Origin of the sequence: Chryseobacterium oryzae, assembly GCF_022811665.1 — a bacterium.
In the GTDB taxonomy this organism is placed as follows: domain Bacteria; phylum Bacteroidota; class Bacteroidia; order Flavobacteriales; family Weeksellaceae; genus Chryseobacterium; species Chryseobacterium oryzae.
On record NZ_CP094529.1, the window covers coordinates 2679573 to 2694329 of the forward strand.

General features: G+C 34.8%; 14 protein-coding genes. 7 read left to right on the forward strand and 7 right to left on the reverse strand.

What is annotated here, in order from left to right; translation table 11 throughout:
* Nucleotides 1-71 precede the first annotated feature (71 nt).
* On the forward strand, nt 72-518 hold the full coding sequence (locus MTP08_RS12175) for a hypothetical protein (RefSeq protein WP_243576174.1): 447 nt from the start codon (nt 72-74) through the stop codon (nt 516-518).
* Between the two features lie 76 nt (nt 519-594).
* Here the strand turns inward: MTP08_RS12175 and tyrS are convergent, their stop codons facing one another.
* The 4 genes from tyrS to MTP08_RS12195 form a co-directional block, all read right to left on the reverse strand.
* Complete coding sequence (tyrS, locus tag MTP08_RS12180) at nt 595-1890, reverse strand: tyrosine--tRNA ligase (RefSeq protein WP_243576175.1); 1296 nt, start codon at nt 1888-1890, stop codon at nt 595-597.
* Between the two features lie 57 nt (nt 1891-1947).
* Nucleotides 1948-2673 (reverse strand): ABC transporter substrate-binding protein, encoded by a 726-nt coding sequence (locus MTP08_RS12185; RefSeq protein ID WP_243576176.1) that lies wholly within the window; start codon nt 2671-2673, stop codon nt 1948-1950.
* Between the two features lie 24 nt (nt 2674-2697).
* Nucleotides 2698-4020, reverse strand: a complete 1323-nt coding sequence (gene mgtE / locus MTP08_RS12190) for a magnesium transporter (RefSeq protein ID WP_209390738.1) — start codon at nt 4018-4020, stop codon at nt 2698-2700.
* A 79-nt stretch (nt 4021-4099) separates the two neighbouring features.
* Nucleotides 4100-4657 (reverse strand): pyruvate decarboxylase, encoded by a 558-nt coding sequence (locus MTP08_RS12195; protein ID WP_243576177.1) that lies wholly within the window; start codon nt 4655-4657, stop codon nt 4100-4102.
* Nucleotides 4658-4831: 174 nt separating this feature from the next.
* On the opposite strand from MTP08_RS12195, the gene rpsO reads away from it, so the two are divergent.
* The 4 genes from rpsO (at nt 4832) to MTP08_RS12215 (ending at nt 9708) form a co-directional block, all read left to right on the forward strand.
* On the forward strand, nt 4832-5101 hold the full coding sequence (rpsO, locus tag MTP08_RS12200) for a 30S ribosomal protein S15 (RefSeq protein ID WP_089745669.1): 270 nt from the start codon (nt 4832-4834) through the stop codon (nt 5099-5101).
* Nucleotides 5102-5238: 137 nt separating this feature from the next.
* On the forward strand, nt 5239-6429 hold the full coding sequence (locus MTP08_RS12205; RefSeq protein WP_243576178.1) for an acyloxyacyl hydrolase: 1191 nt from the start codon (nt 5239-5241) through the stop codon (nt 6427-6429).
* Nucleotides 6430-6571: 142 nt separating this feature from the next.
* Nucleotides 6572-8782, forward strand: coding sequence for a polyribonucleotide nucleotidyltransferase (locus tag MTP08_RS12210; protein WP_209388847.1), 2211 nt, complete (start codon nt 6572-6574; stop codon nt 8780-8782).
* Nucleotides 8783-9273: 491 nt separating this feature from the next.
* Nucleotides 9274-9708, forward strand: coding sequence for a cold-shock protein (locus MTP08_RS12215; protein ID WP_209388846.1), 435 nt, complete (start codon nt 9274-9276; stop codon nt 9706-9708).
* A 91-nt stretch (nt 9709-9799) separates the two neighbouring features.
* Here MTP08_RS12215 and MTP08_RS12220 read toward each other — a convergent pair whose 3' ends face one another.
* From MTP08_RS12220 to MTP08_RS12230, 3 genes are all read right to left on the reverse strand, one after another.
* A complete protein-coding gene (locus tag MTP08_RS12220; protein ID WP_243576179.1) occupies nt 9800-12088 on the reverse strand; it encodes an NADP-dependent malic enzyme in 2289 nt (762 codons plus the stop codon).
* Between the two features lie 15 nt (nt 12089-12103).
* The gene (locus tag MTP08_RS12225; protein WP_243576180.1) at nt 12104-12958 is read right to left on the reverse strand and encodes a BadF/BadG/BcrA/BcrD ATPase family protein; all 855 of its coding nucleotides are present in this window, start codon (nt 12956-12958) and stop codon (nt 12104-12106) included.
* A 95-nt stretch (nt 12959-13053) separates the two neighbouring features.
* Nucleotides 13054-13311 (reverse strand): hypothetical protein, encoded by a 258-nt coding sequence (locus tag MTP08_RS12230; RefSeq protein ID WP_209388843.1) that lies wholly within the window; start codon nt 13309-13311, stop codon nt 13054-13056.
* A gap of 229 nt (nt 13312-13540) precedes the next feature.
* Between MTP08_RS12230 and MTP08_RS12235 the strand changes: the two genes are divergently transcribed.
* Nucleotides 13541-13999 (forward strand): GtrA family protein, encoded by a 459-nt coding sequence (locus tag MTP08_RS12235; RefSeq protein ID WP_243576181.1) that lies wholly within the window; start codon nt 13541-13543, stop codon nt 13997-13999.
* Nucleotides 13999-14727, forward strand: coding sequence for a lysophospholipid acyltransferase family protein (locus tag MTP08_RS12240; protein ID WP_243576182.1), 729 nt, complete (start codon nt 13999-14001; stop codon nt 14725-14727). The genes MTP08_RS12235 and MTP08_RS12240 overlap by 1 nt, the downstream gene beginning before the upstream one ends.
* The last annotated feature ends 30 nt before the right edge of the window (nt 14728-14757 follow it).

Genomic DNA, 14757 nt, shown 5'->3' on the forward strand with positions numbered 1-14757 from the left:
ATTTTTCATAAAAATTATTTTTATATTGATAAAAAACCTATATTTGAAACATTAAAAATCTATTTGGAGAAATGAAGAAATTTTACAACGCAAAAAATTTATTTAAACTTTCATTTTTAGCAGTTTTATTACTATCTCTAGCTACTGTATTTAATTCTTGTAAAGATGATAAAGAAGATGAGTATCAGGATCACTTAGTGCAGTTTGAAGCAAAAATAGTTCCTGGTGGAACCACTGCTCCAACTCCTCCAATTATGCTTTTTAAAAGCGTTGTGACTCAGGTAGGAACTAAACAGGAAACAATATTCGATCCGATAGGTCTTACTTGGACAAGCGGAGACTTCTTTGTTAATTCAAGCCAGTCGCAGTTGAATTTTTCAGCTAACGCAACACTTTTGCATCCAGATGCATCGCTTACTGTTATAATTTATGTAGATGGTGAAGTTGCCAAAAAAGTTACGGTAACAGGTACTGGTGAAAAAAGTGCTTCCGTAGCACACAGTTTCTTAGAACTATAAAAAAATAATTTTATACAATCAAAAAACCGCCTTTGGGCGGTTTTTTTCATTTATTATCATATTGTAAAACAGATAATTAAATAGCTTTTACAATAAAATAGTTTTTCTTCCCTTTCTGCAACAATAAAAATTTACCATCAATAAGATCGCTTTCGTGGGCAACAAATTCATCATTTACTTTTTCTTTGTTCACAGAGATTGCATTTCCTTTCATTTCTCTTTGTGCTTCGCTTTTAGATTTAAGGAAATTGGTTTTTTCTGAAAGTAAATCTATAATATTACATCCTAAAACTTCATTTTTATTGATTTCTTTTTGCGGGACACCTTCAAAAATTTCCAAGAAAATATCTTCATTAAGACTAACCAAATCTTCCGCAGTAGATTTTCCGAAAAGAATTTCTGAGGCTTTTACTGCTCTTTCGTACTCTTCTCTGCCATGAACCCAAACGGTAACTTCTTCTGCAAGTTTCTTCTGAAGTTTTCTTTCGTGTGGAGCAGTCTGGTGTTCGTTTATTAAAGTTTCAATCTCATCTTTTGGTAGAAATGTATAGAATTTTATAAATCTTTCTGCATCTGTATCGGTAGCATTCAGCCAAAATTGATAAAATTTATACGGAGAAGTTTTCTTTTTATCGAGCCAGTAATTTTCTCCACTTTCAGATTTACCAAACTTAGAACCGTCTGCTTTTGTGATTAAAGGAACTGTTAACGCGAAAGCTTCGCCCTGAGCTTTTCTACGGATAAGCTCGGTTCCTGTGGTAATATTCCCCCATTGGTCTGAACCTCCCATCTGAAGCTTAACATTATTGTTCTGATACAAGTGTAAAAAATCGTACCCTTGAATTAACTGATAGGTAAACTCCGTAAAACTCATTCCTTCAGCTCCGGCTTCTCCAGAAAATCTTTTCTTTACAGAATCTTTTGCCATCATGTAATTTACGGTGATATTTTTCCCAACATTTTTAGCAAAATCCAGGAAAGAAATCTTTTTCATCCAATCGTAATTGTTCACCAATTCTGCCTTGTTATTTTCATTTCCTTCAAAATTTAAGAATCTCGAAAGCTGGTTTTGAAGACAGTCTACATAATGAAGAAGAGTTTCTTCATCCAGAAGATTTCTCTCGGCAGATTTCCCAGAAGGATCGCCAATCATACCGGTTGCACCACCCACCAATGCAATAGGTTTATGCCCGTGCTGCTGAAAATGAGCAAGAATTTTAATCTGAATAAGACTTCCGATATGCAAAGAATCTGCAGTAGGATCGAATCCGATATAGGCAGTTGTCATTTCTTTATCCAGTTGTTCATCCGTTCCCGGCATCATATCGGCAAAAAGACCACGCCATTTCAGTTCTTCAATAAAAGAGTTCATTATTTTTACAGTTTAAAATTAAGTTGCAAAGATAGTAAACCTTTAAGAATTTAAGACTCAATTAAATTCAGCAATAAAATTTTTAAAATACATTTCGCACTTTGCAATATGAGTTCCGTACCATGAAAAAGCCTCGCCATCTACAATCATTATTTTTTTATCGGGGTATATTTCCTTAATTTCCGAAATATGATTTTCTTTAAACGGAAATGGCTCTGAAGAAAGCATGATAACTTCTGCTTCCTTTAAATCTTCCAATTCAATTATCGGATATCTTTTGTCGTTTTTAAAAATATTATCAAAACCAAATTCAGATAAAACGTGATGAATAAATGTATCTGAACCCACCGTCATGTAAGGATTTTTCCAGATAAGATAAGCAGCTTTTACTTTACATTTTAACTTTACCTGATTGAAAATTTCGTAAATCTTGAGGTTAAAAAGTTGTGCTTTTTCTTCTAAATTAAAAAGTAAGCCTAGATTTTTTAAAAGGTAATAATTATCTTCAAGAGTTTCTGTATTGCTTACGATTACTTTAAAATCTTTCATTAATTCTTCTACCTGATCTTTTACATTTTCTTCCTTATTGGCAAGAATTACATCAGGTTGAAGATTTTTGATTCTTTTGATATTAAGATTTTTTGTACCGCCAATAATTTGAACATTTTTCACTTTTTCGGCAGGATGAATGCAGAATTTCGTGCGTCCGATTACTTCATTTTCGGTTAAACCCAGATCGAATAAAGCCTCCGTAATAGAAGGTACCAGAGAGATAACTTTCATAATTGTTTAGACTTTTGCCTAAAATTACAAAAGTTTTCCCGTTAAGAAAATTCCTGCTACTGTAAAATAAATAATAAGTCCCGTAACATCCACCAAAGTAGCAACGAATGGGGCGGAAGACGTTGCTGGATCGAGTTTTAATTTTTTTAAGACAAAAGGAATCATAGAACCGGAAAGTGTTCCCCAAAGCACAATCATCACCAAAGAAACTCCTACACTAAGCCCTACGAAAGGCCAATAAACCCCATAGTTGAAAAGCCCAATCTCATGCCAGAGCATAATTCGGAAAAAACCGATAACTCCTAAAATCCCTCCAAGCAATAAACCGGTAAAAATCTCTTTTTTCATGACGTACCACCAGTCTTTCAATCCAATTTCCTGTAGCGCCATTGCCCTGATAATAAGTGTTGCAGCCTGAGAGCCGGAATTTCCGCCACTGGAAATAATCAGCGGGACAAACAAAGCCAATACCACCGCTTTCTGAATTTCATCTTCAAAATATCCCATAGCAGAAGCGGTAAGCATTTCAGAAAAGAAAAGGATAACCAGCCACGTTGCTCTTTTTTTTATCATTTCAAGAAGAGAAGTCTGGGTATAGGGCAGATCTAAAGCTTCTAATCCCCCAAATTTCTGAATATCTTCGGTATTTTGTTGCTCAATCTGGTCTAGAATATCATCAATAGTAACAATTCCTACCAAAACGCCTGCTTCGGTAATGATGGGAAGTGCTGTTCTATCGTATTTCTCAAAATACTGTACTGCATCTTCCTTTGATGTAGTTGTGGTAATTGCCACAAAATGATTATCGGTAAGTTCTGAAACCAATGTATCTTCTTCTACCAAAAGTAAACTCCCAAGCTGAAGATCGTCTATTAAACGATTTCTTTCATCTACAACATAAAGATGATTAATGGTTTCTACTCTTTTCCCTACTTTTTTTATTTGCTGAAGACATCTTTTTACCGTCCATTCTTTTCTGATCTGAATGTAATAAGGCGTCATTAAACGTGCAATAGAGTCGGAATTATAGCCTAAAAGTTTAAGTGCAATTCTTCTCTCCTGCGGGTTCAGATGATTGATGGAATATTTAATGAGTTCATCCGGAAAATCTTCAAAAAGAGCAGTTCTGTCATCAGGAGTCATTGCATTGAGGATTTCAGAAACCTCATCGCTGCCGATGCTTCGGATGGTTTCTTCCTGAAAATCGGGATCGAGGTGCGAAAAAACTTCAGCTTTATATTCTTTAGGAACCTTTAGAAATGCCAATAGTCTTTCATCAGCAGGAAGTTCGCTGAGTCTTTCGGCAATGTCGGCTGGATTAAAGATAAATTCGTCAATAGAATTCAAAATCTGAATATTTTTTTGCTCTGCAAAAATAATTCAAATTTTTATAATGGGAGAACGATAGGAGAAATTTAAGGTTTATTTAAAATTCGGTATCAGAGGATTTTCTCATTTTTTTCAGTTGCTTCAGAATGCTTTTTAAAGCACCATTTGTTCCAATTTTTATGGAGTTTTCAGCCGAACCTAAAAGTCTCATATTTTTACGATACGTATCATAATCGGAAGAAACAATAAAATTCCCCTGCGCATCAAAAAGTTTCATGCTTACAATAACCTGATTAGAAAACACATATTTACCAAGACCTACTTTAAAATATTTTACTTTGGGAACAATGGCAAAATCGGCATCGTTATTTTTACAGTATTCGGAAATAGTTTGCGGATCTATATTTTCGTAAGGAATATTAGTTTCGGAACGCATCATTCTATTCTTGCGGACAGTACTCATCTTATCGGACACAGTGGTAAAAAAAGCATTATTAGTAGGCTCTTTTATCTCCTCAATATCTGGCTCAACCTCCGGATTAAAGTACAAAATATTTGTTTCTTCGCTCTGAGCAGAAATTTTCTGTGCTGTTGCAGAATTCACAATGCCCATAAAAACAGTGACAACTGCTGTAAAAAATAATATTTTTTTCATCTCTATTCAAGATGTAAAATTACTGTCTTTTAGTGACGTAACATAATTTAATGATTACTTTTTTTAAACATATTTTTTTAAATAATTACATGGACATTTGCCCAAGTATTGTCGCACATAAAAAAAAGTTGTACTTTTGCAGCCGTTACATAATAATCATTAAACAATATTGGAATGTACTTAACATCAGAAAAAAAAGCAGAAATCTTCGCAAAACACGGAAAATCTGCACAAGACACAGGGAGCGCTGAAGGACAGGTAGCTCTATTTACTTACAGAATTAACCACTTATCTCAGCATTTGAAGGCAAATCGTCACGATTTCAATACTGAAAGATCTTTGGTAAAATTAGTAGGTAAAAGAAAAAGCTTATTAGATTATCTTAAGAAAAAAGATATTACAAGATACAGAGCAATTATTGCTGAACTTGGTCTAAGAAAATAATCTGAAAAGATTTTAAAAATGAAGCAACTTCGAAAGAGGTTGCTTTTTTCTTTTAATACCACAAAACCTCATCTAAAATTTACTAATCTTTAAAGAAATCGTTTAAATTTGTTTTCCTAAAACTTTAATCTACTGACTTGAAACAGTTTTATCTCTATATCTTCATTTTAATTTCAGGATTTTGCAATGCTCAGGAATCAGATACAATTTCAAAATCCAATTTGCAAACTTCTGTAAGTCTGCAATTAGGAAAATTTTTAGACACTAACGATTATCTTAAAAAACTCAAACAGAAAGAATTTATTGGAGCTTCCGCAGAACTGAAAGTACAAACAGACGGAAGCAAAGAATGGCACAGAAGATTTGGCAGACCTTATTACGGAGGAGGAATTGTAGCTTTCGATTTTTTGAAAAACAGTGAAATGGGAAAACCATTTGCCATCTACGGGACTTTTGGCGGTGTTATTAAAGAAACCCCTACTCATTCCTGGAACTATGAAACCAGCGGCGGTTTTGCATTCAATTGGACACCCTATGATTTGGAGAAAGGTTATAAAAATCAAACATTTGGCTCGTCTGTAAGTGTTTACATTAATTTAGGAGCTAATTACACCTATTATTTAGGAAAACATTTTGACTTAGGACTAGGTTTAAATTTCAATCATTTTTCAAATGGAGCTCTTAAACTCCCCAACAAAGGAATGAATACCTTATCTACAAAATTATCTTTAACCTATCATTTCGAGGAAAGAAAATTTGCTCCAAAAGATTCTTTAACCTCTTTTGATAAATATTCTACACTCGATGTAAATGCTTTCGGAGCGGTAAGACATTCTATTTTTTACGGTGTAGATTCCGGATTTAAAGAATCTGATGTGGATATGATTCAGAAATTTAAAGGCAGATATTATCAAAACTGGGGAATAGAAACTATTTATCATAGACAAATAAGTTATAAATCTTCATTGGGTTTGGGAGTTGGACTCATGTATGATGCAGACTATAACCATAAATTTTATCAGGATGAAACGGGAGCAATTCAGGTAACAAAAAGATTTAAAAACGATCAGCTTTTACTCAATATTATCCCGTCCTACCGTCTCACTGTCTCAAGATTTGCAATTCTTGTACAACCGGGATTTTATCTTTTCAAAAAATCTATTGATAAAAGATATGACAAAACCATGTTTTACCAAAGACTTGGCTTTCAATATACTATAGGAAAGAATCTGCTTATAGGAATTGGTTTGCGTTCGTATCTCTTTCACAAAGCAGACTACATCGAATGGAGAGTTGGGTACAGGATTTTCAACAAGAAAAACTCTTAAAAGATGAAGAAAAAATGATAAAATTCAGCCTAAATAAGATACATCATTTCATTTAAAACAAAAACACTAAATTTGCAGACGAAATTTAGACGAAATAATTAATTTAAAAGCACTCAATACGGAGTGCATCACAAACAAATTTATGAGTGTACCTCAAGCAATTACAGAGCTGATTACTCTTGCAGACGGCAGAGAAATCACAATTGAAACAGGGAAATTAGCAAAACAAGCCGATGGATCTGTAGTCGTAAAAATGGGCGGAACAATGCTTTTAGCAACCGTTGTAGCCAACAAAGAAGCCAATCCTGGTGTCGATTTTTTACCTTTAACAGTAGATTACAGAGAAAAATTCTATGCAGGCGGTAAAATCCCCGGAAACTTTTTCAGAAGAGAAGCTAGACCATCTGACCAGGAAATCCTGACGATGCGTTTGGTAGACAGAGTTTTGAGACCATTGTTCCCGGAAGATTTCCATGCGGAAGTTCAGGTGATGATCTCGTTGATCTCTTATGACGGACAGTCGATTCCTGATGATTTGGCGGGTCTTGCAGCATCTTCGGCAATCGCCATTACAGATATCCCTTTCAACGGACCAATGTCTGAAGTGAGAGTGGTAAGAATTGATGGAAAACTTTCTATCAATCCAAAATTTGAAGATCTTGCAAAATCTGACCTTGATATTATGGTTGGAGCAACTAAAGATTCTATCGTAATGGTAGAAGGTGAGATGAAAGAAATTACGGAAGCAGAAATGCTTGAAGCGATTACTTTTGCTCACGAAGAAATTAAAAAACAGGTAGAAGCTCAGGAAAGATTGGCTGCAAAAGTTGGAAAATCTTTACCTAAAAGAGAATACAACCACGAAACTCACGATGAAGCGATCCGTGAAAAAGTTTGGAAAGAAACCTATGATAAAGTTTACGAAGTAGCAAAAACCCCTTCCAGCAAAGAAGAAAGAGGCGAAAAATTCAAAGCGGTACGTGATGAGTTTTTAGCTCAATACGTGGAAAATCCAGAAGAACTGGAAAGAGTAACGCCTTTCGTAAAAGTATATTACCACGATGTGGAAAAAGAAGCGATGCGTCAGATGATTTTGAATGACAAAATTAGACTTGATGGTCGTGATCCTCAAACGATTCGTCCAATCTGGAGCGAAATAGATTATTTACCGGGAGCTCACGGTTCTGCAATCTTCACAAGAGGAGAAACTCAGTCTTTAACAGCTGTAACTTTAGGTTCTGTGAAAGATGCGAATATGGTGGACAGTGTTATGGTAAATTATGACGAAAGATTTTTCCTTCATTATAACTTCCCTCCATTCTCTACAGGTGAAGCTCGTCCTTTGAGAGGAACTTCAAGAAGAGAAGTAGGACATGGAAACCTTGCTCAAAGAGCTTTGGCAAATATGATTCCTGAAGAAAATCCTTATACCATCCGTGTAGTTTCTGATATTTTAGAATCGAACGGATCATCTTCTATGGCGACTGTCTGTGCAGGAACTTTAGCTTTGATGGATGCAGGAGTTCAAATCAAAAAACCAGTTTCAGGTATTGCAATGGGATTGGTTACAGACGTAAAATCTGGTAAATTCACGGTACTTTCTGATATCTTAGGAGACGAAGATCACTTGGGTGACATGGACTTCAAAGTGACGGGAACTGCAGACGGAATTACTGCTTGCCAAATGGATATCAAAATCCAGGGACTTTCTATGGACATTATGGAGAAGGCACTTTTACAAGCTAAAGAAGGAAGACTTCATATCCTGAACAAAATCACCGAAACTATTGCTGAACCAAGAGAAGATGTGAAACCTCACGCTCCGAAAATGGTAATGATGGAAATCCCTAAAGATTTCATTGGAGCTGTAATCGGACCTGGTGGAAAAATCATTCAGCAAATGCAGAAAGATACGGACACTGTTATTGCTATCGAAGAAATTGGAGAAATCGGAAGAATCGAGATTTCTGGTGTGAGCAGAGAGAAAATAAACGAGGCGATTGCGAAAATCAACGAAATCACTTTTGTCCCTGTTGTAGGCGAAGTTTACCAAGGTAAAGTAGTGAAAGTAATGGATTTCGGAGCTTTCGTAGCGATTGCTAAAGGTACTGAAGGTCTTCTTCACATTTCTGAAATCGAGTGGGCTAGACTTGATAAAGTTCCTTACAAAGAAGGTGACGAGGTTGAGGTTAAATTTATGGGTTATGATGACCGTAAGAAAATGAAACTTTCAAGAAAAGTTTTGTTGCCAAGACCGCCAAGACCAGAGAAAAAAGAAGGTGAACAAAGAGGTCCAAGACCGGAAGGAAAACCAAATACTGAAGGAAAAGATAAGCCGGAACAACAAGCTTAATATTTTCTTTAAATATATTAATCCCTCGAATTTTCGGGGGATTTTTTGTTAGATTCTGGAAATTTTATTTGAGTATAAAAGACTTCTTTCATCCGAATTTTAAAGAAGCTGCTGTCTTGTATATTCATTATAAAATTCAAAAATATTAAGAGCTTTCTGACACGAAACATAAGTTATTGAAAACTAAAATATTAACACAACATCTATTTACAATAATATTTGTTGTATATTTGCAGAAGCAATTAATAGAAAGGTTTTCAGCTTTTACATCCAAGTAAAGTTCAAAATAATTATTTTTCTCTCAGTTTCACATTTCAGATGCCTCCGTTTATCATTAAAATACTTGTGCGGGCAATCTTTTATCCATTACTGAAAAACAATAGTCTACCTTTCGGATTTAATCGGAAAATGTTTTTGGGTAGAGCAGGTAGACTTCAAAGAGGAGTTTTATCTTTAACAACAGCACGTAACAAATAAATTTTTACATATATATGGCGGATTCTTTCTCTAAAAAAGAAAATTTTAAGAAAAAATTACAGAAAGCAAAAGAAAAAGCTCAGAAAAGAGAAGAGCGTAAAACAAGCAACAATAAAGGCAAAAGCCTTGATGACATGATTATGTATGTGGATGCAAACGGTCAGCTAACCAGCACTCCACCAGACAAGAATAATGATGAGGATTTCGACATCAACAACATTCAGCTTGGAGCAGCTCCTATTGAGGCTGAAGAAACAGTTAAAACAGGAATTGTAACATTTTTTAGCGAAAAAGGTTATGGTTTTATTACAGAAGACGGTTCTAAGGAAAATGTATTTTTCCACAGCAATAACTGCATGGAACCTATTAAAAAAGGAAACAAAGTTTCTTTTGAAAAAGAAAAATCTCCTAAAGGCTTCGTTGCCGTTGAGATTAGAATGGTGAAATAATATTTGAAAGATAATCCTTTCAGATTCTTTATAAAAAATCCGCTTCAGTATAAAATGAAGCGGATTTTTTTATGATTTAAATTTTAAATAATTATTTTTTAGCTTCTCTTCTCTGAGCATCCAAAACTGCTACTGTTGCCAAATTTACGATTTCATCTACACTAGAACGCATCTGTAAAACATGTACAGGCTGTTTCAATCCCATCAAAATAGGTCCGATAACCTGAGCAACCTTCATTCCTCTTATAATTTTGTAAGAAAGGTTTGCAGATTCCAGGTTAGGAAATATAAATGTATTTGCAGGAGTTTGTCCTAATTTAGAAAACGGATAATCGCTTAAATGATCTGCGTTCATAGCAAAATCCGGCTGAATTTCTCCATCAACAATCATTTTAGGATATTTTTCGTGAAGCATACTTACTGCTTTCGCCACTTTTTTAGAAGTTTCGGAGATCGCAGCAAAATTTTCGAATCCAAGCATAGCAATTCTTGGTTCTATGGCAAAAGATTTTACTGTAAACTCTGCCATTTTAGCGATGTTTACCAAATCTTCAGCCGTAGGATTTTGATTGATGGAAGTATCGGCAAAGAAAATAGGTTTCTTTTCAGATAAAATCATCATCATCGCAGCCACTTTATCTACTCCTTTATCTTTTTCTATAATTTCCAGAACAGGACGAAGAACAGAAGTATAATTTTTAGAAAAACCTACAATTAAACCGTCTGTATCACCATGTTTTAGCATTAAAGGTCCGAAATAATCTCTTTGGCGTACAAATCTTTTTGCTTTGTATTCGTTCATTCCTTTTCTCTGACGAAGCTTCCAAAGAGTTTCTCTGTACTTTTTACGGTTTTCTTTTTGGTCATCATCGCTTGGATCTACAATTGGTAAATCTAACTGAATTCCGAAACGCTCCATCTGCTTCTTGATATATTTTTTGTCACCCATAAGAATAGGATGTGCAATTCCTTCTTCGTATAATATCTGAGCAGCTTTCAGTACATTGTATTCCTCGGCATTCCCTAAAGTAATTCTCTTAGGATTTGCTTTAGCGCGGTTCTGCATCATTCTAATCAGCTTTTCATCTCTGCCCATTCTGTCGAGAAGCTGGTTTTCGTACTCGTCGAAATCGGAAATTGTTTTTCTTGCAACCCCACTTTCTATCGCTGCTTTGGCAACTGCACTAGAAACTTTGGTAATCAATCGGTTATCAAACGGTTTCGGAATAAAATATTCTCTACCGAATTGTAAATTCTTTAAATTATAAGCTAAAACAACCGCTTCCGGAACAGGCTCTTTTGCCAAATCGGCAATGGCATGAACAGCGGCAAGCTTCATTTCTTCGTTAATTCCTCTTGACTGAACGTCCAAAGCTCCACGGAAAATATAAGGAAAACCTAAAACATTGTTTACCTGATTAGGAAAATCGCTTCTTCCCGTTGCCATAATAACGTCTTTTCTTGTAGCAACAGCCAAATCGTAAGAAATTTCCGGATCCGGATTTGCCAATGCAAAGACGATAGGATTTTCGTTCATACTGCTGATCATTTCAGCCGTCATGATATTTCCTTTAGACAAGCCAATAAAAACATCGGAACCTTTTAAGGCTTCTTCAAGAGTATCGATATCTGTCTGAGCAATAAAATCTATTTTCTCTGGCGTAAGGTTTTCTCTTTTATGATTAATAACTCCTTTGCTATCGCACATTAAAACATTCTCTCTTTTCAGACCTAAAGAAATATAAAGATTAGTACAAGCAATGGCTGCAGCTCCTGCTCCATTTACCACCATTTTTACTTCTTCAATTTTTTTATTGGCAATCTGAAGTGCATTAATGAGTGCCGCTGCAGAAATAATAGCGGTACCGTGCTGGTCGTCGTGCATTAAAGGAATATCTAATTCCTCCTTCAATTTTTGTTCTATATAAAAAGCTTCTGGTGCTTTAATATCTTCTAGGTTGATTCCTCCGAAAGTGGGAGCAATACCTTTAACAATCTGTATAAATTTATCTGGATCTTTTTCGTTGATTTCAATATCGAAAACGTTGATATCTGCAAAAATTTTAAATAGAAGTCCTTTTCCTTCCATTACGGGCTTTGAAGCTTCCGCACCGATGTCTCCCAACCCTAAAACAGCTGTTCCGTTAGAAATAACTGCCACCAAATTGCCTTTTCCAGTATAATCATATACTGTTTCCGGCTTATCGTGGATTTCCATACAAGGTACAGCCACACCCGGAGAATATGCCAAAGATAAATCTCTTTGTGATGAATGGGGTTTGGAAGGAATAACCTCTATCTTACCTTTTGGTTCTGCTTTATGATAATCTAACGCTGCCTGATTAAATTTTGCTTCGTCGCGATTGTTTTTGCTTGCCATAAATTTTTTCTTTTTTTAAAGTATATATTGTATGTGGTAATTCACAAGACTTTCGATAGGCTTCTGAACAATTTGTCCCACATTAAGATGAAGTTCTGATGCTGCAGAACGTAAAATATCTTCGTAATAATAGGCGATAGATCCTATAAAATTGATTTCCGCAGTTTGCGATTCTTCATAAGAAAGCACATGATAATCGAAAAAATTCTTCATTTCTTCTAAAATCATCTGTCTGAAATAAGGATGTTCTTTTCTTTCTACCACAAATTTATTGAAATCTGCCAAATATGCGTTGGGTCTAGAACCGTGGTACATATTTTTCAAGGCTTCTTCTATGGTTAAATGATAGGTATTTTCGAACTCAGAATGTAAATCGGAAGGAAGTTTCTGCATAAAAAACCTTCTTACCACCTGTTTTCCTATCGCACTTCCGCTACCTTCATCACCCATGAGAAAACCCAGTGAAGGAAGTTTTATTTTCACTTTCTTCCCATCAAAAAAACAAGAATTAGAACCCGTGCCCAGAATACAGACAATAGCAGGGTTGCCTCTGTAAGCTGCATAGGCTGCTGCGGTAAGATCTTCCTTAACAATAAGATTTTCTGCTTTGTGAAAGAATTTTCTCAGTTCCCTTTCAATCGTTGCACAATTTTCTGCCACACCACAACCAGATCCGTAGAAAAAAATTTTTGTAATAGAATTTCTTACAGAGCATAAGTTAATATTTTTTTCGATCTCCGGAACAATGAGATCTGCAGCAATATTATTGGGATTGAAGCCTATTGTTTCTGTTTTAAGGAAGATTTTATTGAAATCGTCTAAAATAACCCAATCGCACTTGGTGGAGCCTCCATCAACAATCGCAACCATATTCTGTTTTTTTAAGAGGGCTAAATTATGAAATTTATCTTTATTAAACTTTAGAAACAGGGTTCGGAGTAAGTATTTATGATTAAGTTCAGTTTTTAAGCCTGAGTATTGTTGTGATTGAATTGTACAAGCCAGTCGTTGATTTCCTCTTCAAGATAAGAAGCCTGTAAATTGATTGCTTCAAGAAAATCATCGGTAACAGAATTTCCTTCTGAATTCTCTAAATTCCAAATATCATCGGAAATATTTTCGTATTCAGAATACACTCTTCTGAAACGTGAATTTTCTTTCTCGAGAGCCTCAATATTTTTTTGATGAAGCTGAAATTTTCTGTACTTGTTTTGAGATTTCATACAAATATTAGATTATCGGGTTGTGTAAAAATGATATAAACGATTCTCAATCATCCATTACAAGATAGAAAGACCATCAACAGAAAATGTTGAAAATGAATTTTTTATCAGATGTAATTCCTTCGGTTCTGAAAATTAAAATTATAAATTATTTTCATTCAAAAAAAAATTTTAACAAGTTTTTTCACTGTTTAACATATAGTTATAAATTTGCGTATTATAAAAATAAATGAGAGCATTATTATTACGCCACAAACAAGTATTGTTATTTATCATTGCAGGCGGACTGAGTGCTGTAGTAGAAATCGGAAGTTTTAAACTATTCAGTATTTATCTTCCGCACATTATTCTTCAGGAACAGGATTTCCATGGGATTCATTATCCGTTCAGTAATATTCTTTCTACTACATGCGGGATTTTATTCAATTATTTCCTAAGCATCTGGTTTGTTTTTGAAAGAGGGAAGCATTCTAAGAAGAAAGAGTTTGTGTATTTTATGATTGTTTCATTTATTTCAACTCTTTTAAGCCTTACTTTTTTTCAGGTTTTTTACAGTTTTGTATTTAAATCGAACATCAATTTAATTTTTTATACCTTGAGTCCGGAAATGATTAGTAAAATTGCAGCTATTGTACTGGTTTCCATACTTAATTATTCAGTAAAGAAAAAAGTAATATTTAACGGTTGATGGTGAAAAAGATTTTAAATTATCTGTGGAGAGCTTGGCTTATTATTCTCGCATTTTTCCTAACGATTATTCTGGGAATTCCGGTTTACATCTTATCCTATCGAAAAAAAAATTACAAATACGCCTATAAATTCATCCGTCTCTGGTGTATTGGAATGTTTTACGGTATGGGGATGAGATATGAACTCATTAATCTCACCCATAAAAAAGTTGATAAAAACAGGCAGTATGTTGTTATTTCTAACCATACCTCTATAATGGATATTATGCTTCCCTGCATTTTATTTCCCAATCATCCATTATGCTACGTAGGAAAAAAAGAGCTTGAAAAAATCCCTATTTTCGGAACAATTTATAAAAGAATCTGCGTGATGGTAGACCGAAGTAGTGCAAGAAGCCGTGCAGATGTTTACAGAAGATGTGCCGAGAAGATGGAAGAAGGAAACAGCATTGTAATCTTCCCTGAAGGTGGGGTTCCGGATGATACTACTATAGTTTTGGACGATTTTAAGGACGGAGCTTTTACACTTTCCTCAAAGCATAACTCTCCTATTGCAGTTTTCACCTTCATTGGTCTAAAGGAAATGTTTCCGTTCGACAACTCCAAAGGATATCCCGGAAAAGTAAAAGTCTTTTTTAATGATATCCTTGAGCCTACAGAATCTCCCAAAGACCTAAAAACAAAGGCCTTTGAGACGATAAAAAAAACCTTATCAGAACACCGTTAATCAAAGAAAACAATTATATTTGTCCTTTAA

Bases quoted from the DNA above. Each gene is read 5' to 3' on its own strand.
- MTP08_RS12225 (WP_243576180.1), bottom strand. From the start codon at position 12,958: ATGGTTGCGATTGTTGATGGAGGCTCCACCAAGTGCGATTGGGTTATT.
- MTP08_RS12175 (WP_243576174.1), top strand. From the start codon at position 72: ATGAAGAAATTTTACAACGCAAAAAATTTATTTAAACTTTCATTTTTA.
- MTP08_RS12185 (WP_243576176.1), bottom strand. From the start codon at position 2,673: ATGAAAGTTATCTCTCTGGTACCTTCTATTACGGAGGCTTTATTCGAT.
- rpsO (WP_089745669.1), top strand. From the start codon at position 4,832: ATGTACTTAACATCAGAAAAAAAAGCAGAAATCTTCGCAAAACACGGA.
- MTP08_RS12210 (WP_209388847.1), top strand. From the start codon at position 6,572: ATGAGTGTACCTCAAGCAATTACAGAGCTGATTACTCTTGCAGACGGC.
- MTP08_RS12215 (WP_209388846.1), top strand. From the start codon at position 9,274: ATGGCGGATTCTTTCTCTAAAAAAGAAAATTTTAAGAAAAAATTACAG.
- MTP08_RS12195 (WP_243576177.1), bottom strand. From the start codon at position 4,657: ATGAAAAAAATATTATTTTTTACAGCAGTTGTCACTGTTTTTATGGGC.
- MTP08_RS12230 (WP_209388843.1), bottom strand. From the start codon at position 13,311: ATGAAATCTCAAAACAAGTACAGAAAATTTCAGCTTCATCAAAAAAAT.
- MTP08_RS12220 (WP_243576179.1), bottom strand. From the start codon at position 12,088: ATGGCAAGCAAAAACAATCGCGACGAAGCAAAATTTAATCAGGCAGCG.
- MTP08_RS12235 (WP_243576181.1), top strand. From the start codon at position 13,541: ATGAGAGCATTATTATTACGCCACAAACAAGTATTGTTATTTATCATT.
- MTP08_RS12240 (WP_243576182.1), top strand. From the start codon at position 13,999: ATGGTGAAAAAGATTTTAAATTATCTGTGGAGAGCTTGGCTTATTATT.
- tyrS (WP_243576175.1), bottom strand. From the start codon at position 1,890: ATGAACTCTTTTATTGAAGAACTGAAATGGCGTGGTCTTTTTGCCGAT.